The sequence below is a fragment of the Bacteroides pyogenes DSM 20611 = JCM 6294 genome (assembly GCF_000428105.1).
Taxonomy (GTDB): Bacteria; Bacteroidota; Bacteroidia; order Bacteroidales; family Bacteroidaceae; genus Bacteroides; species Bacteroides pyogenes.
In genome coordinates, this window is sequence record NZ_ATZH01000038.1 from 24,048 (window position 1) to 44,343 (window position 20,296).

General features: G+C 46.1%; 21 protein-coding genes and 2 tRNA genes. 6 read left to right on the top strand and 17 right to left on the bottom strand.

The annotated features are described in order from the left end of the window. Nucleotides 1-100: 100 nt before the first annotated feature. The gene (dnaN, locus tag C234_RS0110505) at nucleotides 101-1,225 is read right to left on the bottom strand and encodes a DNA polymerase III subunit beta (RefSeq protein ID WP_027325735.1); all 1,125 of its coding nucleotides are present in this window, start codon (nucleotides 1,223-1,225) and stop codon (nucleotides 101-103) included. A gap of 152 nt (nucleotides 1,226-1,377) precedes the next feature. On the opposite strand from dnaN, the gene C234_RS0110510 reads away from it, so the two are divergent. Continuing rightward, a complete protein-coding gene (locus C234_RS0110510; protein ID WP_027325736.1) occupies nucleotides 1,378-1,752 on the top strand; it encodes a DUF3127 domain-containing protein in 375 nt (124 codons plus the stop codon). 302 nt (nucleotides 1,753-2,054) lie between these two features. Here the strand turns inward: C234_RS0110510 and C234_RS0110515 are convergent, their stop codons facing one another. From C234_RS0110515 to C234_RS0110535, 5 genes are all read right to left on the bottom strand, one after another. Next, on the bottom strand, nucleotides 2,055-3,605 hold the full coding sequence (locus C234_RS0110515) for a DUF3352 domain-containing protein (protein WP_027325737.1): 1,551 nt from the start codon (nucleotides 3,603-3,605) through the stop codon (nucleotides 2,055-2,057). Between the two features lie 87 nt (nucleotides 3,606-3,692). Continuing rightward, nucleotides 3,693-4,451: an MBL fold metallo-hydrolase gene (locus C234_RS0110520; protein WP_027325738.1), complete on the bottom strand. Its 759-nt coding sequence runs from the start codon at nucleotides 4,449-4,451 to the stop codon at nucleotides 3,693-3,695. A gap of 6 nt (nucleotides 4,452-4,457) precedes the next feature. Then, nucleotides 4,458-5,447 carry a UDP-N-acetylmuramate dehydrogenase gene (murB, locus tag C234_RS0110525; RefSeq protein ID WP_027325739.1) on the bottom strand — a complete coding sequence of 330 codons (990 nt, stop codon included), beginning with the start codon at nucleotides 5,445-5,447 and terminating at the stop codon, nucleotides 4,458-4,460. Nucleotides 5,448-5,539: 92 nt separating this feature from the next. Then, on the bottom strand, nucleotides 5,540-6,388 hold the full coding sequence (locus C234_RS0110530; RefSeq protein WP_027325740.1) for a DUF4348 domain-containing protein: 849 nt from the start codon (nucleotides 6,386-6,388) through the stop codon (nucleotides 5,540-5,542). Then, nucleotides 6,385-7,341 (bottom strand): NAD-dependent epimerase/dehydratase family protein, encoded by a 957-nt coding sequence (locus C234_RS0110535; RefSeq protein ID WP_027325741.1) that lies wholly within the window; start codon nucleotides 7,339-7,341, stop codon nucleotides 6,385-6,387. Before C234_RS0110535 ends, C234_RS0110530 begins: the two co-directional genes overlap by 4 nt. 136 nt (nucleotides 7,342-7,477) lie before the next feature. On the opposite strand from C234_RS0110535, the gene kbl reads away from it, so the two are divergent. Together kbl and C234_RS0110545 are read left to right on the top strand one after the other, a co-directional pair. After that, on the top strand, nucleotides 7,478-8,662 hold the full coding sequence (kbl, locus tag C234_RS0110540; protein ID WP_027325742.1) for a glycine C-acetyltransferase: 1,185 nt from the start codon (nucleotides 7,478-7,480) through the stop codon (nucleotides 8,660-8,662). A gap of 118 nt (nucleotides 8,663-8,780) precedes the next feature. After that, nucleotides 8,781-9,194 carry a DUF2721 domain-containing protein gene (locus tag C234_RS0110545; protein WP_027325743.1) on the top strand — a complete coding sequence of 138 codons (414 nt, stop codon included), beginning with the start codon at nucleotides 8,781-8,783 and terminating at the stop codon, nucleotides 9,192-9,194. 62 nt (nucleotides 9,195-9,256) lie between these two features. On the opposite strand, the gene C234_RS0110550 is transcribed toward C234_RS0110545, so the two are convergent. From C234_RS0110550 to hisH, 8 genes are all read right to left on the bottom strand, one after another. Further along, nucleotides 9,257-9,736, bottom strand: a complete 480-nt coding sequence (locus C234_RS0110550) for a ferritin (protein WP_027325744.1) — start codon at nucleotides 9,734-9,736, stop codon at nucleotides 9,257-9,259. A gap of 117 nt (nucleotides 9,737-9,853) precedes the next feature. Then, nucleotides 9,854-11,014, bottom strand: a complete 1,161-nt coding sequence (lysA, locus tag C234_RS0110555) for a diaminopimelate decarboxylase (protein ID WP_027325745.1) — start codon at nucleotides 11,012-11,014, stop codon at nucleotides 9,854-9,856. Nucleotides 11,015-11,078: 64 nt separating this feature from the next. Further along, the gene (locus C234_RS0110560; protein WP_027325746.1) at nucleotides 11,079-12,404 is read right to left on the bottom strand and encodes an aspartate kinase; all 1,326 of its coding nucleotides are present in this window, start codon (nucleotides 12,402-12,404) and stop codon (nucleotides 11,079-11,081) included. Between the two features lie 13 nt (nucleotides 12,405-12,417). Next, nucleotides 12,418-13,143 carry a cell division ATP-binding protein FtsE gene (locus C234_RS0110565; RefSeq protein WP_027325747.1) on the bottom strand — a complete coding sequence of 242 codons (726 nt, stop codon included), beginning with the start codon at nucleotides 13,141-13,143 and terminating at the stop codon, nucleotides 12,418-12,420. Continuing rightward, on the bottom strand, nucleotides 13,128-13,736 hold the full coding sequence (gene hisIE, locus C234_RS0110570; RefSeq protein ID WP_027325748.1) for a bifunctional phosphoribosyl-AMP cyclohydrolase/phosphoribosyl-ATP diphosphatase HisIE: 609 nt from the start codon (nucleotides 13,734-13,736) through the stop codon (nucleotides 13,128-13,130). Before hisIE ends, C234_RS0110565 begins: the two co-directional genes overlap by 16 nt. A 10-nt stretch (nucleotides 13,737-13,746) precedes the next feature. After that, a complete protein-coding gene (gene hisF, locus C234_RS16330) occupies nucleotides 13,747-14,541 on the bottom strand; it encodes an imidazole glycerol phosphate synthase subunit HisF (RefSeq protein ID WP_051290244.1) in 795 nt (264 codons plus the stop codon). 54 nt (nucleotides 14,542-14,595) lie between these two features. After that, nucleotides 14,596-15,315, bottom strand: coding sequence for a 1-(5-phosphoribosyl)-5-[(5-phosphoribosylamino)methylideneamino]imidazole-4-carboxamide isomerase (gene hisA, locus C234_RS0110580; RefSeq protein ID WP_027325749.1), 720 nt, complete (start codon nucleotides 15,313-15,315; stop codon nucleotides 14,596-14,598). A 94-nt stretch (nucleotides 15,316-15,409) separates the two neighbouring features. After that, nucleotides 15,410-16,000 carry an imidazole glycerol phosphate synthase subunit HisH gene (hisH, locus tag C234_RS0110585; protein ID WP_027325750.1) on the bottom strand — a complete coding sequence of 197 codons (591 nt, stop codon included), beginning with the start codon at nucleotides 15,998-16,000 and terminating at the stop codon, nucleotides 15,410-15,412. Between the two features lie 335 nt (nucleotides 16,001-16,335). Between hisH and C234_RS0110590 the strand changes: the two genes are divergently transcribed. The 3 genes from C234_RS0110590 to C234_RS0110600 all read left to right on the top strand — a co-directional run bounded on the left by C234_RS0110590 (nucleotide 16,336) and on the right by C234_RS0110600 (nucleotide 17,064). Beyond that, a tRNA-Asp gene (locus tag C234_RS0110590) sits at nucleotides 16,336-16,409 on the top strand. Between the two features lie 45 nt (nucleotides 16,410-16,454). Then, nucleotides 16,455-16,528, top strand: a tRNA-Asp gene (locus C234_RS0110595). 14 nt (nucleotides 16,529-16,542) lie between these two features. Then, nucleotides 16,543-17,064 carry an O-acetyl-ADP-ribose deacetylase gene (locus C234_RS0110600; protein ID WP_027325751.1) on the top strand — a complete coding sequence of 174 codons (522 nt, stop codon included), beginning with the start codon at nucleotides 16,543-16,545 and terminating at the stop codon, nucleotides 17,062-17,064. A 556-nt stretch (nucleotides 17,065-17,620) separates the two neighbouring features. Here C234_RS0110600 and C234_RS0110605 read toward each other — a convergent pair. The 3 genes from C234_RS0110605 to C234_RS0110620 form a co-directional block, all read right to left on the bottom strand. Beyond that, nucleotides 17,621-18,832, bottom strand: a complete 1,212-nt coding sequence (locus C234_RS0110605; protein ID WP_027325752.1) for a helix-turn-helix domain-containing protein — start codon at nucleotides 18,830-18,832, stop codon at nucleotides 17,621-17,623. 264 nt (nucleotides 18,833-19,096) lie between these two features. Continuing rightward, nucleotides 19,097-19,816, bottom strand: a complete 720-nt coding sequence (locus C234_RS0110610; RefSeq protein WP_027325753.1) for a TetR/AcrR family transcriptional regulator — start codon at nucleotides 19,814-19,816, stop codon at nucleotides 19,097-19,099. 208 nt (nucleotides 19,817-20,024) lie between these two features. Further along, nucleotides 20,025-20,296 (bottom strand): transposase (locus tag C234_RS0110620; RefSeq protein ID WP_027324930.1); only part of this gene is annotated, 272 nt, incomplete at its 5' end.

The window sequence follows — 20,296 nt, forward strand, 5'->3', positions numbered from 1 at the left end:
TCTGCCGAACAGCAGGCAATCGCCTTTGCGCCGGAACTCCGGCGCCATTCCTTCTTGGTGGAACTCTGCGTCAGTTTATGAAAAATATTGTATAATACACTTAGTCATTCAACATCATCGGCATCAACAGCATCAGCAAGTCTTCGTTCTCTTCCTGTTCCACAGGAATGATAACTCCGGCGCGCGAAGGATCGGCAAGTTCGATCACGACCTCCTCCGCCGAAATGTTGTTCAGGATATCGATGAGGAAGGTCGATTTGAAACCGATGCTCATCGGAGTTCCGTCATACTGGCAAACCTGCGTTTCCTCAGCCGAAGTAGAGAAATCGATGTCCTGCGCCGAAATCACCATCCGGTTCTCCTGCAGGCGCAGCTTAATGAGGCTGCTGGCTTGTGAGGAGAATATGGATACACGGCGCAACGCTCCGAGCAGTTGGAGGCGGTCGATGGTCGCCTTATGCGGGTTGTTCTGCGGAATCACGGAGTTGTAGTTCGGATAACGCCCTTCGATGAGGCGGCAGACCATCCGGTATCTTTCGAGCATGAACACGGCGTTCCGCTCGTCGAACTCCACAACCACCGTTCCCTGCTCTTTCGGAAGCAGGTTTTTGAGCAGTGTGGCAGGTTTCTTCGGAAGAATAAACGCCGCACGTTCGTTCCCTTTGGCAGCCAGCGTCTTGTACCGGACAAGCTTGTGTCCGTCCGATGCCACCATCGTAATATCTTCGGTCGTAATATCGAAATAAATACCGTTCATCACCGGCCGTAGTTCATCGTCGGCGGTAGCGAACACCGAACAGTTGATGCCGTTCATCAGCACCTCCGCTTCCATCTCCACGCGCACGGCGTTCTCTCCCAGAGAAGCCGCTTGCGGAAACTCGTCGGCGTTCTGCCCCATCAGGCTGTACTTACCGTTCTGATACTGTACGGTAATCTCGTATGTATCCGGATTGATATCGAAAGCCAGCGGTTGCTCCGGAATCTCTTTCAAAGCATCGAGCAACGTTTTCGCCGCTACGGCGAACCGTCCGCCGGTATCGCTATCGGTCACCTCCACCGTGGTCACCATCGTCGTTTCACTATCGGAGACTGTTACAGACAACGTTCCGTCTTCCAACTCGAAGAGGAAGCAATCAAGAATAGGCAGCGTATTTTTGGTGTTTATCACACGACTGACAGCCTGTAAATGGCTGGAAAGCGCAGTACTTGAAACGATAAATTTCATATATTTCCCGATATTTAAGTTTTAAATGTTCAATTGCACAAAGTTACGAAAAAAGATTCGGGCATCACAACAAAACGGAGAAAAAACCGCCATAATATCAAGGATATTCCCAAAAAATCGTAACTTCGCCGCAGAATATTAAATTTATTGCAATGGAATTTACTGGAAAAATTATCGCTATCCTGCCCCCGAGAGGCGGAGTATCAAAGACAAGCGGCAACGAATGGAAATCACAAGAATACGTTATCGAGAATCACGACCAATATCCGCGTAAAATGTGCTTCGACGTATTCGGCGCCGATAAAATCGAACAATTCAATATCCAAATGGGCGAAGAGCTGACCGTATCTTTCGATATCGACGCCCGCCAATGGAACGACCGTTGGTTCAACAGCATACGCGCATGGAAAGTAGAGCGTGTAAGCGCAGGCGCAAGCATGGCTCCGGGCGCTCCGGTTCCTCCTCCGCCCCCTACCTCCGTTCCGGAATTCACTCCGGGCGACGAGAAAGACGATCTTCCTTTCTGATGTTTGCGCGGCAGGTCGGGTAAACACGAAGAAAAGCCTGCCGAAAGAAAGTGTTTTTGTCCGCCGGACGGTTGCCGCCTATCTGCACGGCAATCGCCCGGCGGATGCGTATAAACGCTTCGCTTCCGCCTGCCGTTTACAAAAACAGAGGCTCCATCGATGCCAAACAGAGGTTCTATCGGGGCGAAACAGAAGCTCTGTCGAAAAGAAACAGAGCCTCTAATCGAGACGAAACGGAAATCTCACCCGAACGAAACAGGCTCTCTCCAAACGTTTGCGGCACTGCGCCGAACGGCTGTGCCCTACTCCGCCTGATACTTCAAAACAATATTCGGATACACCATCCCGTCGGAACAGCTGATCTGTCCGAAAAGCAGGAAGTTGCGGAAGAAGTCGGCATTGCGGAAGAAGAAATCGGGCACAAGATGAATCCCCTTGTCGAACCGGCGGAATATTTCGGTCAAATCGGCCATTACGATGAGTTGGTACGAATCCGACAGACCGTCCATTCCCGCCCGATAAGCCGACGATTCATCCAGGACTTCGCCCTGTTCGAGCATACGGACATACTCCGAAAGGCTCTCTTCATCGGGCGCCAGCAACAGGCAACCGGCATGAAATGTGGCGTAGACCTCCGATACCCTGTCGGCAAAATGGGTCAGTTGGCCCAGAAACTCCGTACACGACAAGCGGTAGACCGGATAGTACCTCCCCTGATGATAGAAGTAGCGGATACGGGAGGGCTTCTCCATAAACGACCTCAGGAAGCTGTCCGCATCGGCTGCATCGGGCATGGAGAGGCTCGACACCATAGCGCATCCTTTCAAAGTATCCGTTCTCTGGAAAAGACATGTAAAAAGCTCCTGCCCGTCCTCGGCCGTCAGGTGCGACAAAAGTTGCCCGTGCCGGATCCGGCTGTCTTCGCGCAAATCGGCCAGCAATTCTTTCATCTTTCCGTTTTGGGCGGACAAAGAAGTCCAGTCACTGACTCCCTGTTTGACGAAATAGAAAGCGGTGGAAGGTATTTTCTTTCCGGGAAATCCCTTGACAGGCTCCTGCCTGTTGAGCATGTGGATAAAGGTAAAGCAAGAGTCGGGCTGCGGAGTGGTTCCCGAAAGGTAGATAAATTCTTCCCTCAGCTTCATGTCGAACTCCGTCCACCCGATCACTCCGTTCAAGCGGGCATAGAGCGTGGCCGTCGAAGTGCTCTTTTTAGGCGTGCATACTTTCCTGAATTCGGGGTCGGCAGCCAGCGAACGTCCCGCTTTATAGGCGTCGATCACCTCTTCAACCAACTTCTTTTGATAACTGATGGCCAAAAAGTCGGATTTCAGGTAACAAGCCAGAAAATCGCCGTCGAGCATCGGATAAATCACAATATCTTCGCCTTGATAACGAAAAGTTTTGGGAGAGTAGGACGAAGATACGTATTTCTGTATAAATGTGCCGATCAGTTCCGAGTCTCCTTTGCCCAGCGTACAGTAAAGCACCTGATTGCGATCATTGTCCGGTTCGTGGAAACTGATGATGACTTGGTTCATCTGGCGGCTCAATCCGTGCGGGGTATCCTCGGCAAGCTCATAAAGATACTTCTTAAGATAAGAAAAGAGTTTGGACACACGAAGGTATTGCCCGTTCTTGCTGCACGCCAGCCCGTCTACTTCTTCGACAAGCTCGGCGGCGTCGTCCGTCATCAATACCACGGAGGCAGAAGGGGGAACCAGAGAAAAAAGATTGAAATCCTTATTGCTTTCGGCGGCAGAAAGCCTGAAAAAAGAGTATAGGGCGAAACCTGCGCACAAAAGTACCACAGAAGAAGTGATTGCTATTTTCACTATTGTACGAAGTTTCATAACGCTCTTGATTATCTTTACCGACTGTCGGACAAAAATAATAATTTCTACAAAGAAAACAAAACTTTTGCAAAAAAAGATTGGAGATCAGAGAGATATTTCCAAACCGTCGGATGCCAAGCATACATTTTCGGGGAGCATTTTCATTACTTCGGCATGCAATCCCATATCATGGCTCATGTGTATAAAATAAGTTTTCCGGGGGCCGATACGCGTCACGACATCCAATGCCGCCTGCAAATGCTGATGAGTGGGATGAGGCGTGATGCGCAAAGCATTCATTATCAGAAGATCCACCCCTTCCAACAGTCGGTAAGAGTCTGCAGGAAGCGTCAGCATGTCTGTGATATACGCCATTTTGCCTATGCGATACCCCAAGATAGGCAAACGCCCGTGCATCGCTCGTAAAGGCAAAATCTCCGTTCCACAGACAAGGAAAGGCTGTCCGGGCTTTATCTTTTTCAGAAAAATATCGGGCACTCCGGGATAATGATGATCGATGAAACAATAGGGCATACGCAGGGAAAGGGCCCGCGCAACACTATCCTCCGCAAAAACGGGAATCGGGCCGAAGCGACAGAAAGGGCGCAAATCGTCCAATCCGCCTACATGGTCGTAATGCTCGTGGGTGATAAGCACGGCGTCTATCTTTTCGAAAGGCATGCCAAACGCTTGTGCCCGGAAGTCGGGGCCGCAATCGATGAGGATGCGGGCATCTTCCGTCTCCACAAGAGCGGAAGTACGCAACCGCCTGTCCCTGGGGTCGTTCGAAGTACAGACAGCGCAAGTACAGCCGATCTGGGGTACGCCTGTCGATGTTCCGCTTCCCAATATCCTGATTTTCATTCCTCGTCAAATAAAGTTTACCTCCGGATGAATTTCGATTCCGAACTTTTCGAAGACGGAAACCCGTATGGCATCCGAAAGTGCCACGACATCGCTCCCGCTTGCCCCGCCGAGGTTGACCAGCACCAGCGCCTGTTTATCGTGCACAGCCACCGGTCCCAACGCTTTTCCTTTCCAGCCGCAGCAATCGATCATCCAACCCGCCGGAATCTTCACCCTTCCGTCTTCCAGGTCGTAGTAAGGCATCTGCGGATATTCCTTCTGCAAGCTTTCCAGTTTCTCACGCCCTACGACCGGATTCATAAAGAAACTTCCGGCATTTCCCCTCACTTTCGGGTCGGGCAGTTTGCTCTGCCGTATATCTATAATCACCTGACGGACGACAGGCAAAGAAACTGTCGGGTATTTCGCCAACTCCTGCCGGATGCTTCCGTAATCGAGCATATAGCGTTCCTCTTTGCCGAGCCGGAAGTGGACGTATGTGATAAATACGGGTTTGTTTTCGGGGCGTTTGAATATGCTGTCGCGATAGGCATAGCCGCATTCCTCTACCGGGTAAACGCGCTCTTTCCCATTGATATCGACTGTTTCCACAGATGTGATGAGGTCTTTTACCTCCACGCCGTAGGCTCCGATATTCTGCACCGCGCTTGCCCCCACCTCTCCGGGAATGAGCGAAAGATTCTCGGTCCCGTACCAGCCTTTCGCCACGCAGTAGGCTACGAAATCATCCCAAACGACTCCGGCCCCCACTCTCACCTCCACATGCTTTTCCGTCTCTCCGGTCACCTCGATGCCTTCGATGCGCGAATGGAGAACCACCCCGTCATAGTCTTTGGTAAAAAGCAGATTGCTGCCGGCGCCTATATGCAGAAAAGGGTTTGTAACACTCCCTCCGGAGATGTGTTTCTTCAGCTCTTCCACCGAAGCGTACTCCAGAAAACGGGCGGCATTCGCATCGATGCCGAAAGTATTGTGAGGTAATAGAGAATACATATACAGATTATAAAATGATTATACAAGATTATAAGGAAGCCATGTTGCCGGGATTACACCTGCGCAGCTTCCCGCAATTTTCTTTCCAAGCACTAAATGCTGGTATCTTCGAACTTATAGAGTTCCCACCCTCCGTTTTTCCGGCGGAAATAAAGGATGTTGGAGAATCCGTTTCCGATACCTTTCAATGCAAGGATTTTGATGGGCGACCGGTCGTCATTCCGTTGCCCGTAACTTATGTTAGAAAGGCGTTCGGTAGGCAATTCGGGTTTGAAAGCAAACCATTGGTTCAAATCGAGCGTGGTTTCCAAAATGGAGAAATCATCGTCCGGATCGGTAGTGACAAAAGCCAACGGCTTTTGTACACGCTGGCTCTGGAAAAGGCTGTCGGAGGCAAAACGGACGAAAAACTCCACGAAACCCTCGCCTTCGCCCCGCTCAGCAGGACGCATATTGACGGCTTCGAGTATCCACGCTCCCTTGATACGTTCGAAATAATACTTCTTCACCATCTTCGTTGCCATAAAAATCCATTCCACCTGCACGGAAGTGAGGGACGTATCTCCCACCAAATCCATGTCTTCTTCTCTGTCGAACAAGAGCGTATAGTAACTTTGTCCGGCAAACAAACTGTCGTGCTTCCAATACCGTTCCTCTATCTTAATCTTCTCGTCGCCCTTGTAATAAGACAAAGGAAACTTTATCCGCTTACGCTGCAACTCGTCATCGGAAGCAAAATTGTAAATAAAATCGTCGAAAGACTCGTCCGCCTCCGTCGGCTTCGGTTCTTCAGGCAATTTCTGTTGGCGGACGGTATCGGCCTTATGCCGGATAGAGTCCACCTCACGGGTAATAGATGCAAAGGGGTCGACGTTTGCTTTTTTGTTCCCGCAGGCAACAAGAAAGCCCAACATTGCAACCCCTGCAATTATTTTTTTCATTGTTTTAATTTGGCACTTAACTTTTCGAGCATATCCACCGTCATACTTTCCAAATCGTAAGCCGGCTTCCACCCCCATTCTTCACGGGCGCAAGTATCGTCCAGGCTATCGGGCCAGCTATCGGCAATGCGTTGTTTCAGCGGATCCACATCATAGATCATCTCAAAATCGGGCACATGCTTTTTGATAGCCTGATAGATGGCTTCCGGATCAAAACTCATGGAGGCGATATTGAAAGCATTGCGGTGTATCAGTTTCGACGGATCGGCCTCCATCAGCATAATCGCCGCGTTCAACGCATCGGGCATGTACATCATATCCATTAAGGTGCCTTTTTGAATAGGACACACAAATCTTTCCCCTTTCACCGCAGAGTAATATATGTCGACTGCATAATCGGTCGTTCCGCCTCCCGGAGGAGTCACATTGGAAATAACGCCGGGGAAACGCACCGCCCGGGTATCTACTCCGTATTTATTGAAATAGTAATCGCTCAGCAACTCTGTAGTCACTTTAGTGACACCATACATCGTCCTCGGCCGTTGAACGGTATCCTGAGGAGTTTTGGTATGCGGAGTGCTTGCGCCGAAAGAGCCGATGGAGCTCGGTGTAAAGACAGCGCAATTCTGTTCGCGCGCTACTTCCAAGACATTCCACAAACCGTCGATTCCTATTTTCCAGGCAAGCTTCGGCTTCGATTCGGCAACTACCGAAAGCAAAGCGGCCAGATTGTAGACAGTATCGATGCGGTATTCTTTTACCACCTTCGATATCATTTCTCCGTTTGTGACATCAACGACCGCCGACGGCCCCGAATCTTTCAATTCGCCCTTAGGCTCTGCTCCGGGTATATAACCGGCCACAACATTCGTGTTCCCATAGCGGTGACGTAGTTCCATCGTCAGCTCCGATCCAATCTGTCCGGTAGCTCCAATAATCAAAATGTGTTCCATTCTTTCTTTGTACTAAAGATATTAAGCTAAAATAGTGCACAAAGTAAATACTTTTTTTTCAGATTTAAATCAAAAAGATATTGTTTATTCCAATAAAAATAGTGTCCTTTGCATATAACTTAATAACTCAAACACTATGTACGGTAGAATGCAGAAACATCTCAGCCAGACATTGGCTGAAATAAAGGAAGCCGGGCTTTATAAAGAAGAACGGCTCATTGAAAGTTCACAACAAGCAACAATCACTGTAAAAGGGAAAGAAGTGCTTAACTTTTGCGCCAACAACTATTTAGGTTTATCCAACCATCCCCGCCTGATCAAAGCCTCGCAAGAGATGATGGACCGCCGCGGATACGGGATGTCGTCCGTCCGTTTCATCTGCGGCACGCAAGACATACATAAAGAGTTGGAAGCCGCCATCTCCGAATACTTCCGGACAGAAGATACCATTCTATATGCCGCCTGCTTCGATGCGAACGGAGGAGTATTCGAACCCCTGTTCGGCGAAGAGGACGCTATCATCTCGGACTCTTTGAACCACGCTTCCATCATCGATGGCGTACGGCTTTGCAAAGCGAAGCGTTACCGCTATGCGAACGCCGACATGCAGGATCTGGAAAGATGCCTGAAAGAAGCGCAAGCGCAACGTTTCCGCATCATCGTCACCGACGGGGTGTTCTCAATGGACGGTAACGTAGCTCCTATGGATCGAATCTGCGACCTTGCAGAAAAATACGACGCGCTGGTAATGGTGGACGAATCGCACTCGGCAGGCGTGGTGGGCGCTACCGGACACGGAGTAAGCGAATTGTTCAAGACTCACGGACGCGTGGACATTTACACCGGAACGCTGGGCAAGGCTTTCGGCGGCGCATTGGGCGGTTTCACCACCGGACGCAAAGAAATCATCGACCTGCTGCGCCAACGCAGCCGTCCGTACCTCTTCTCCAACTCACTGGCACCGGGCATCATAGGCGCGAGCATCGAAGTTTTCAAGATGCTGAAGGAAAACAACGACCTGCACGACAAGCTGGTAGAGAATGTGGCTTATTTCCGCGATAAGATGACAGCCGCAGGATTCGACATCAAACCGACTCAAAGCGCTATTTGCGCCGTCATGCTGTATGATGCCAAACTGTCTCAGGTTTTTGCGGCGCGGATGCAGGAAGAGGGAATTTATGTGACCGGATTCTATTATCCGGTGGTTCCGAAAGAACAGGCTCGAATCCGAGTGCAGATTTCCGCCGGACACGAAAAAGAACATTTGGATAAGTGCATAGCCGCATTTATCAAGGTAGGCAAAGATCTCGGAGTGCTATAACGCGAAGCTCCGGCAACATGAGCATACGGCAAACACGGGTGTCTCCCGCCTTCGCCGTATACTCATTATTTAATGTATCCGCCGAAACTCATATCCAAACCTCAAAAAAACGAACTCAATGGAAGAACTTACCCTCACTACCCCCGCACTTCTTTTTTCGGCAGTTTCGCTGATCCTGCTGGCATATACCAACCGGTTTCTATCTTATGCGCAGTTGGTTCGGCAATTACGCGACCGCTACATGGAAGATCCCGCAGACATTACGGTGGCGCAGATCGAGAACCTGCGGAAACGCCTGAACCTGACACGCACCATGCAAGGACTGGGAATAGCAAGTCTTTTCCTCTGTGTTGTCAGCATGTTTCTCATCTACATAGGACTACAAATCCTTTCGGCTTACGTGTTCGGAATCGCGCTGATCCTGCTGATAGCCTCCTTAGGAGTATCTTTTCACGAAATACAGATATCTACCCGCTCTTTGGAAATCTATTTGGGAACAATGGAAAAAGGGCAAACCAAAAAGCGTAAATAAAAAAAGCTGCCCGGAATTTCTTCCGGACAGCCCTATATAAATCATTCGTACTTAACGCGTCATCAACGTTGCGCCAGCTGTGAGTCGACAAAGAAGATACCGGCATCGCCCGCTTTCTTAATTTTGTCGACAATACCTTGTACAGTAGCTTCTTCTTCCACCTGCTCCCGAACGAATCCCCACAAGAAATCCTGGGCAGCCTTATCTTTCTCAGCTGCGGCAACATCTACCAACTTGTCTACCAATTCAGAGATGTGGCATTCGTGTTTGTACACGTGCTCAAACACTTCCAAGGGAGTGCCCCAACCGGTAGGCACCACGTCTATCTTGTCCAATTTGGCAGTACCTCCACGCTTGATAAGAAAATCGGCCATGGAGCAAGCATGCTGTACTTCTTCAAAATATTGTTTTCTCATCCAATGAGCGAAACCGCTATAGCCTTCTTTATCAAAATAGAAAGACATTGACAGATACAGGTTTGCAGACCACATTTCCATCGTGATCTGTTCATTCATTGCATTTTGTAACTTTTCTGAAATCATAATCGTTTTTATTTTAAAATTATCAACAATTCCTTTATTTGAACTAATTACAAAAGTAACAAGGTTCCAAAAAGATTTGTTTCATCTCATCCTTTTTTTTAAACTACATTCACATCTTCATATCAGTTCGGCAGAAGTATAGCTTTGGGGCAATTTCCGGCAATTGTAACCGGAAACCATCGCTTCTCCGTAAGCTCCGGCAGAGCGAATGGCGATCAGGTCACCCCGCCTTACCTTATTCAGGTCTATCGCCTTGCCAAACACATCGGAAGTTTCGCAAACAGGTCCCACTACATCATACGCTTGCACAACATCGTCGGAGGTAAGATTCTCTATCTTATGATACGCCTGATACAAAGCAGGGCGAATCAACTCCGTCATACCCGCGTCCAAGATAGCGAACTTTTTCTTCGTTCCCTGCTTGACATACAACACCTTCGATATCAATGAACCGCACTGACCGACAACAGATCGCCCGAGCTCGAAGTGCAACGTTTGATAAGGACGGAGCTTCAACTGCCCCGCATAAGTCGCGAAGTAATCTTTGAAGTTGGGAACGGCCTGGCGGTTAGGATGTGCATAATCAATGCCCAAACCGCCGCCGACATTGATATGCTCTACCAGAATACAACGTGCCTCCAACTTGTCTTGCAGCTCATTTACTCTGTTGCATAAAGCAATAAAATCGCCCATATCCATAATCTGAGAACCGATATGGAAATGAAGCCCGATAAACTTCACGTTCTTCATCTCCAAAGCCGTGTCGACAACCCGGTCCATATCTTCCATACTTATTCCGAATTTATTCTCGGCCAGCCCCGTTGTAATATTAGCATGGGTATGCGCTCCCACGTCCGGATTGATACGAAAAGCCACTTTCGCCACTTTATTCTGTGCGGCAGCCAATTCGTTGATCACTTCCAGTTCGGGAACAGACTCTACATTGAAGCAGAAAATGCCGTGCTCCAGCGCGAGATTGATTTCCCAATCGGCCTTGCCTACACCGGCAAACACAATCTTATCGGCAGAAAATCCGGCACGGATGGCGGCACGGATTTCTCCGCCGCTCACGCAATCGGCACCCAATCCGCTTTCACGAATCACAGAAAGCAGTTTGGGATTGACGTTCGCTTTCATGGCATAATGCACTGCATAATTCGGATATTTGATTGTCTCCCGGTGAATGGCAGCCAACGTATTGCGCAACACGTCCGTATCGTAATAATAAAAAGGAGTCGGTAAAGAACGAAACTTATCAAGAGGAAACACTCCTTTCATTGCCTGATATTTATTTGATTCATATTAATAAAGGTATGGCAAATCACACTCAAAAATCCCTATCCTACAAAGACTTATCGTTAAAGAGCATATCACTCAACGATTGCAGCGCCTTTTTCTTGTCACATTCACGAACAAGAAACGAAATATTGTAATTGCTGCCACCGAACGAAATCATCCGCACCGGAATATCTCTCATCGCATCCAACGCCCGGGCTTCAAAACCGACATTTTCCCATTCCAGATCGCCCACCACGCAAACAATGCACATGTCCTCATCCACAGTCACCGTCCCATATTTCTTCAGGTCGTCGAGTATCTCATTCAAATGCTTCGTATTGTCTACAGTCACGGAAACCCCTACCTCCGACGTACAAATCATATCGATGGAAGTCTGGTAGCTTTCGAATATCTCGAAGACCTTGCGCAAGAAACCATGAGCCAGCAACATCCGACTCGATTTTATTTTGATCGCCGTAATGTTTTCCTTGGCGGCCACCGCCTTTATCTTGCCTTTTTCCGTATCGTTGGATATCAATGTCCCCGGAGCTTCCGGCGCCATCGTATTCAACAGACGCACGGGAATATTAGCATATTTGGCAGGCTGCACGCAAGTAGGATGCAAAATCTTCGCGCCGAAATAAGCCAACTCTGCCGCTTCTTCGAAATGCAACTGACGAACCGGTGCCGTTTTATCCACAATCCTCGGATCGTTATTGTGCATGCCGTCGATATCCGTCCAAATCTGAATTTCGGACGCACCTACCGCCGCGCCTATCAGAGAAGCCGTATAGTCGCTCCCTCCCCGCTGAAGATTATCGATCTCACCATATGCGTTGCGGCAAATAAATCCCTGAGTAATATAAATTTCCGCATCCGGATAAAGCTCCAGCTGCATGTTCAGTTTTTCCTTAATATAGACAGGATCGGGCTCCGCATTCTTATCGGTACGCATATATTCCAAAGCCGGCAACAACACAGAGTTTACTCCACACTCCTGCAAATAAAAGTTCATCATCGCCGTAGAAATCAACTCACCCTGTGCCAGCACCACTTTCTCTTCAAATAAAGTAAAGAGGTCTTTGGTATAAGAGCGTATATAATCGAAATGGGCCTTGACGGTATCCATCCCTTTCTGTTTATACTCCCGAGTGGCGTAAAGCTCATCAACATGCTGCTTGTATTTAGCTTCCAGCTTATTGATAATCTCGTTGGCACCCTCCGGATTCTTCTTATACAGATAGTCCGAAATTTCCACCAATGTATTTGTAGTTCCCGACATGGCAGACAGAACCACTATTTTTCTTTCACCATCGGTAATCAATTTGGCTACTTCCTTCATGCGTTGAGCAGAACCTACGGAAGTTCCTCCAAACTTTAAAACTTTCATTTTCGTTACTGTTTTAATTATCTATATTTAAATCTATCTCTATGGTTTTCAACTCCGGAATATATTCGTCGGTCACATCGGTTATATAATGTTCCTTACAACAATATACCCTGCCGGGGTATTCTTTGAGCAACTGGAGATTATGCGTAGTGATAATGACAGAAGATCCCGTCTCACAAATGTTATGAAGTATGCCGACAATAGCCCTTCCGGTCTCTGCGTCCAGATTCCCCGTCGGCTCATCGGCAAGGATGATCTCCGGCGAATTGAGCACGGCCCGTGCTATCACAATTCGTTGCTGCTCGCCTCCCGAAAGCTCGTTCGGAAGTTTATACCCTTTATTCGACATTCCCACCAATTGCAGCACTTCATCAATTCGGTCTTTCATCTCCTGCTTGTTTTTCCAGCCGGTGGCCCGAAGCACAAACTCAAGGTTATCATACACCGTACGGTCTGTCAATAACTGGAAATCCTGAAATACAATACCCAATCTTTTTCTTAACTGCGGAATATGTTTCCGCTTAATAGAGCACATATCATACCCCAGCACTTCCGCTTCGCCGCTCAGCACATCCAGTTCGCCGTACAAAGTTTTCAGCAGACTTGTTTTTCCCGATCCTACTTTCCCTATCAGATAAACAAACTCTCCTTTATGCAACTCCAGATTGACCTCCTTCAGCACACAAAGTTCCTGCTGATGAATCTCTACATCTTTATATCGAATCAATGTCTCTTCCATGTGTCACTATGCCTGTCGCTCAACTCCCGGGCAAGGTCTTCAATGCGATACCCCTTTGAAGCAAGTAATACAATCAAATGATAAATCAAGTCGGCTCCCTCATAAATCAAGCGTTCATCGGTTCCGTTCGTGGCCTCAATCACTGTTTCCACAGCCTCCTCTCCTACCTTTTGCGCGATTTTATTTATTCCCTCGCGAAACAGGCTGGTGGTATAAGAGCCCTCAGGCATTTCTTCACGGCGTTTATCGATAAAGTCTTGCAGCAGTTTTAAAAACATGAGAGGTTCCTCGTTTTTCTCCCCCCAACAAGTATCCGTACCCGTATGGCAAACAGGACCCGCCGGGTTTACCTCAATCAAAAGCGTGTCATCGTCACAATCGGCTTTCACTGAAACCACCCGAAGGAAATTGCCGCTTTCTTCCCCTTTTGTCCACAAACGCTTTTTAGAACGGCTATAAAAAGTTACCTTCCCGGATTCCATAGTCCGGTCGTAAGCCTCCCTGTTCATGAACCCCAGCATCAGAACTTTTCTTGTCTCACTATCTTGTATGATAGCCGGGATGAGTCCATTCATTTTATCGAAATCCAGCATGCTATATTTACTATTTATAAATTACCGACGATGGATCACCGTTCGGCCATTTTGTTCTTATCGGAATATTCTGTGCGCAAAGATAAGATTTTAATTCGGGAATTTTTATTTCTCCGAAGTGAAAAACGCTGGCAGCCAATGCCGCATCCGCTTTTCCAATTACAAACGCGTCACGAAAATGCTCTTTGGTTCCGGCTCCACCCGAAGCAATCACCGGTATAGACAGTTGCCCGGCTAAAGCAGCAAGCACATTGTTGGCATATCCGTTCTTTACCCCGTCATGGTCCATACTTGTGAACAGCACCTCTCCTGCTCCCCGACCCTGCGCCTCTTTCGTCCATTCGCACAATTCCTTATCCGTCTCTATCCGTCCCCCGTTCAAAAAACATTTCCAACCCGAATCGGTTTGTTTGGCATCGACAGCCAACACACAAACCTGCGAACCGAAATGTTTGGCTATTTGGTCGATCAAGTTCGGATTGCGAATAGCGGAAGAGTTTATGGATATTTTATCCGCCCCGGCATTCAGAAGTCGGTCTACATCGCCAAGCTCATTAATTCCTCCTCCCACAGTAAACGGTATATTTATATTGGCAGAAATCCGCCTAACCAAGTCCGTAAAGGTTTTACGCCCTTCATGTGTGGCAGTGATATCCAAAAAGACAAGTTCGTCGGCGCCCTGTTCGCTGTAAGTGCGCGCCAATTCCACAGGATCGCCCGCATGCCGCAAATTCACGAAATTCGTTCCTTTTACGGTTTGCCCATCCTTAATATCCAAGCAAGGTATGATTCTTTTTGCTAACACGGTTTTATTTACATTTTATATTTCATAAAAATAATCCGGGACATCCGGAACAACTTATAAGAAAACACGTAAGTCTTTCAAAGAAATGCGACCCTCGTATAGCGCCTTTCCGAAAACAACCCCGGACACCTTCATCTCATTCAAAGCAATGATGTCATCCACTCTGCCCACTCCCCCGCTGGCTATCAGATAAAGTTCCGGGAATCGTTCCAACACTTCCTTATACAGATCGACGGAAGGTCCTTCGAGCATACCGTCGCAATCTATATCGGTACAGATCACTTTACGGATTCCCTCATCTACATAATCTCCGAGAAACGGCAAAAGTTCACGTTCGCTTTTGTCTTTCCATCCGTTCACTGCAATTTGGCGTCCCTTCACATCGGCTCCGAGGATAATCCTTTCACTTCCATAGACAACCAGCCAATGAGAAAAACACTGAGGGTCTTTCACCGCTATACTTCCTCCGGTAACCATCTGAGCGCCACACTCAAAAGCAATTCTTAAATCTTCATCGCTCTTTATCCCGCCGCCAAAATCAATGACCAACGATGTATGCGTGGCGATTCGTTCCAACACCCGGTAATTTACGATATGACGAGAAGCCGCCCCATCCAAATCGACCAAATGCAGCCTGCGGATACCATTTGCCTCAAACTCCTTGGCAACCTCCAACGGATCTTCATTATATACTTTTTTAGTATCATAATCTCCCTGAGAAAGGCGCACGCACTTCCCCTCGATCACATCAATAGCCGGAATAATTTCTATCATCTATACATCTATCGTTTATACTGTTTTGATTCAATAAACCGTTCCTTCTTTTCTGCAAAATCTATTTTTGAAAAAATCAGAAACCGGATCGCAATTACAAAGCCAGAAAGTTCTTCAAAATCCGTTCGCCCACTTCACCGCTTTTTTCGGGATGAAACTGGACAGCATAGAAATTGTCCTTATGCAACGCTGCGCTGAACGGATGGATGTAGCCGGTCTCGGCAACGGTAAATTCACAAACCGGTACATAAAAACTATGCACGAAATAAACATACTCTTCGTATCCGAATTTGTCGAACAATCGACAGTTGACATTCCGGATGGTATTCCATCCCATATGCGGCACCTTGTCTTCATGCTTCTGCGGAATGAAACGCCTGACATCGGCACCGAAAATATCAAGACAATCGGTCTCTCCTTCCTCTGAATACCTGCACATCAATTGCATACCCAGGCAAATTCCTAAAACCGGTTGGCGCAAAGACTTTATCAACTTGTCCAAGCCCGATGTCCGCAGATATTCCATAGTTGTTCCGGCCTCTCCCACACCCGGGAAAATCACTTTATCAGCAGACCGGAGCAATGCCTCGTCCGCTGTAATCAGAGTTTCCACTCCCAACCTCTTTAACGCGCAATCAACCGACCGTACATTTCCGGCGTTATATTTCAATATAGCTACTTTCATGAGCTAAATATCATTATTTTATCATTAGATATCACACACTCCGACCTATTCTGTCGCAAAAATAACAAATTATTGCTAAACAAGACATCTCCGAATCATAAAGTTGAAATAAACCCGAGTAAATCTTACGATTCGGAAGAAAACATTCACAGATATCCTAATCCGATACCCATCAAAGCCAAAAACTTTTTTCATAACAATATACTCAAAATGAGATAATAAACTTTTCTCTTATTTTCTTTCTAAAAAACTTTCTTTAAAAACGTTTGCAAATTTGCAAGAAATAGCTACCTTTGCACCCGCAATCGAGAGAGATTACTAAACAAAAACTTTTTGGTGCGTTAGTTCAGTTGGTTAGAATACATGCCTGTCACGCATGGGGTCACGGGTTCGAGTCCCGTACGCACCGCTCTAAATGAGAATCTAAAACATTTAGAAAGCTTCATTATTTTTGGGTGCGTTAGTTCAGTTGGTTAGAATACATGCCTGTCACGCATGGGGTCACGGGTTCGAGTCCCGTACGCACCGCTCTCCTTTCTTTTATGAAGCATACAGGAAACTCAGTACAAATAGTAATAGGCGACATCACCCAATTGAAGGTAGATGCCATTGTGAATGCTGCCAACACATCTTTACTTGGCGGCGGCGGAGTGGACGGCGCTATCCATCGAGCTGCCGGTAAAGAACTTCTGGAAGAATGCCGTACATTAGGAGGTTGCAACACAGGCGATAGCAAAATGACTGATGCCTACAAACTGCCATGCAAGAAAATAATCCATACCGTTGGTCCTATATGGCATGGCGGTAATTATAACGAGGCTGAACTGCTCGCTTCATGCTATCACACAGCGTTGCAGCTGGCAGAAGATAACAACCTACAGAGCATCGCCTTTCCCTGTATCAGTACCGGTATTTACCGCTATCCACGCGAAGCCGCGGCCAAAATTGCTTTAGATACCATCTTTAGTCATATCAAAAACGGGACTTACAAAGGCAATGTTATTCTCTGCTGCTTTATGGAAGAGGATGCAAAGATTTATAGGGAATTGCTATACAACATGTAAAACTCTTTTTTATTCTCCTAATTCAGACATACTTTTGAAACAGTATCCCGGATATACTTTATAAAGAAGAATACGGCCCTGATTATCCGCGTCGGCCCATACAAAACCCCGAGGTTGTGCCGGCATTTTGACTTTACCTTTGCATTATCACAACCTCCAACCAATCCGGTTTGGCAGTTGCCCGGCTTAGTCCATCGGCGGTGAAATATCGGGTCGTCCAAGGTAGATCGTCCAAGATACAGCCTCCGGAGCTCCTCCACTCTTGTGTTTATATTTCTCATGTCCTTTGGCGGAATTACATTAAGCACTGACAATCTTTCAATCTATTAACCACAAAAATGGGCAACCCGTCGGAAGAGTGAAAAATGACAGTGTTCCCGGTTTTTACAAAAGAAAGAAAAACTTAATCTTAAAAAGACTAACAAAACATACAAATCGACTGACAAATCATAGAAAGAAACCGTAGGGCTATCAACAGATATATAAAACAAACTTTGGAGAATCAGCTTAAATTAGCAGATTGATTTCATTAAAGTCCATATTGAACACTGATAAATTAGTTTCCGTGCTGTTTATTCCATTGCTTAGGGGTGAGTCCCGTATGTTTTTTAAAGATCCGGTAAAAAGACACTTCGTTTGTAAATCCGGACATTTCAAAGATTTCGAATGTTGAATATATTGGGTCTTTCGAGGTAAGCAATGATTTGGCATATTCCACTCTGTAGGTGTTAATAAAGTCGGAAAAAGAAGTGTTCAGCTCTTTGTTGAGGTAATTGGAAACATATGTACGATTGCTTCCTGTGAGCTTGGCAACATCTGTAATGAGCAGCCCTTTTTTACGGAACAGCTGTTGGCTTTCTACAATTTCACAAATCGTCTCTCCAAGAAGAAAAGAATCCGGAATTTCGGTGTCATTGACCACAAGGCTGTCATCATGTACATCTATTATATCTATGGCATTTGGAGCAGCCGGCATAATTTTAGATTTCCTCATTTGTTCGTCCCGGCAGAAGTCTATTGCAGTAAACTTCTGCCTGAACCCGATGTATGCCACAGAAAAAATCATGGAAGTGAAAATCACCGAAGGAATGATAACCATCCATGACTTTTGAATGAAAAAATCGCGTCCAATGTAGTTGGCTATGGACGACAAGAGAGCGAAGATTAAGAATACGGTTAGCAGCGAACGTATGGGAGCCAATGTCTTTCCCTCAGTGTTGGCATAGAAGTTTTTGACCCGGTGATTGAAATGTGTGAGTTTTTTAAAACCAAAATAGCATACCAAAATCAATTGGAGGGCAAAGAGGAATTTCATAAAGAGTAGTCTGTAACATTGTGCTTTAGCAGCAGATGAGAAAGTAGCGGATAATGAGGTATTCCCGTAAAAGCGGCTTTCTACAAAAGAAATTCGTTCGTCTCCCATGATGATATAAAGCAGTGCGGCAGTCAGACTCACAATAAGGGCGGGAAGCAATACCCAATAGTGACGGATGCGGAGAGGAGTGTCTTCCGTCAATTTACAAATGTATAAATAGTATAGCGGATAGACTGCCAACATGCAAAATGCATAGATACTCTCAATGATTGAGAACAGGTGACTATTCTTGTTGAAATAAACCGCATGAGAGAAATAAAGCACGGTACACACCAGCATGAAGCCGGTCAATAATCTTTTGGCCGGATCTGCAGTTCGATATTCTTTGAGAAAAAGCAGTGACCAAAAGAGGCACACTCCGAAAGGGAGAGTGGAGAATATGGCGTTTATCATTGTTTCGATTTTTGAATGGAACAAAGATAAATATAATATTAAAAAAAACAAAATATAGAAAAAGAAGTACACCGGATTCTTGACTCTTTCTCTGTTCGGTACCGGAGAATGACAATGTGCAAATTGATACGCGGCGCCAATGCGGACAAACCATGTCCTATTCCCGTCATCTTGTTCACTCTGTCCATGCAGTAGCTAACAAAAGAATTCCGGAAAGTATCTTATGAATCTACAAGGTGTATTTTATCAGACGCTTACGATAATTTAAAGTTTTCGCAAAATAGTTAAAGGGAGTTTCGTACATTCTTCTATCAAGCTTATTTCAATACCTTTTTCTTTCATCTTTTTTGCAATATCCAACGTTTTTATATCAAAACCAGATACATTGTCAAAAAAGTAGTTTCCCATAAATTCAAGAGCATTACAAATTTGCTTATGGCCTATTTCCGAGTTTACATCTAAGCCTGCAAAAGGAGTACGGTCTGCGTGCATAACAAGATAGTAAATACCTCCGATAAGAAGTGCGGAGACAACTTCTATTTCAAAAGGTGCATCTTTGAAAATCCGTTGATATTTCTCTACGAGTGGAATGGTGTGCAACTCTCTGAGTCTTGCCGTACGACGCGTTGTTTCATTATCTTCAAAAAGCTCCCAACGAAGCAACTGTTGCATTTCCGTATTTTCTTTCAGCGAAACAAAAAGATTTTTCAGAATATGGAGATATTCTTCTCTATCACTAACAGGTAAAACGGTTTTTGTTACCTCAGTAAACCAATAATCATACTTTTTTACAAACTCATCAATAAACTCTTCTACGTTACTATAGCGGTTGTAGAATACAATCGCTTCCATTTGGGCTTCTTCGGCAATATTCCGAACTGTTAAGTTAGAAAATCCAGCTCTTTTCACAAGTTGAACAGCCGCCTTATCAATGACATTTTCTATCTCTTGTTTTGTCCTTCTTTTTCTTCTCTCTTTTTTCATTTTTAGATTTCAATTAAAGATCATAAAGACTTTTCCATGCCAATGATAAACTTCTCTGTAAGTTTATCCAAATATTCTCTATGATGAGAGGTTAATACGCTTATTCGTAATTGGCTTCTTTAATATGAACGGCAGGATATGCGATTCCGATGGTAAAGATATTATTTTCTTGCAGAAGCCTTGCCATTTTCATATACTTTTTTTGGCCCTATAACGAATCGTGTGGGTAGGCCATGTCAAGTTTACCCGACATGTAGTAGATCATTCTTATGAAGTTGTCTACGTTGCTGTATCCCCTAGCTCTTCTTTTGGCCAGTTGAATTTTAGAGTTAATACCTTCTAGCACACCATTGGTAACGCCTCTATTCTCAAAATAAGAGACTATACCAGACCAATGTGCTTTGATGGTGTTTACAAATTTGCGAAACGGTTCTAACTTGGCATCAATGGCAACATCGCACCAAAATGCCAAATAGCCCT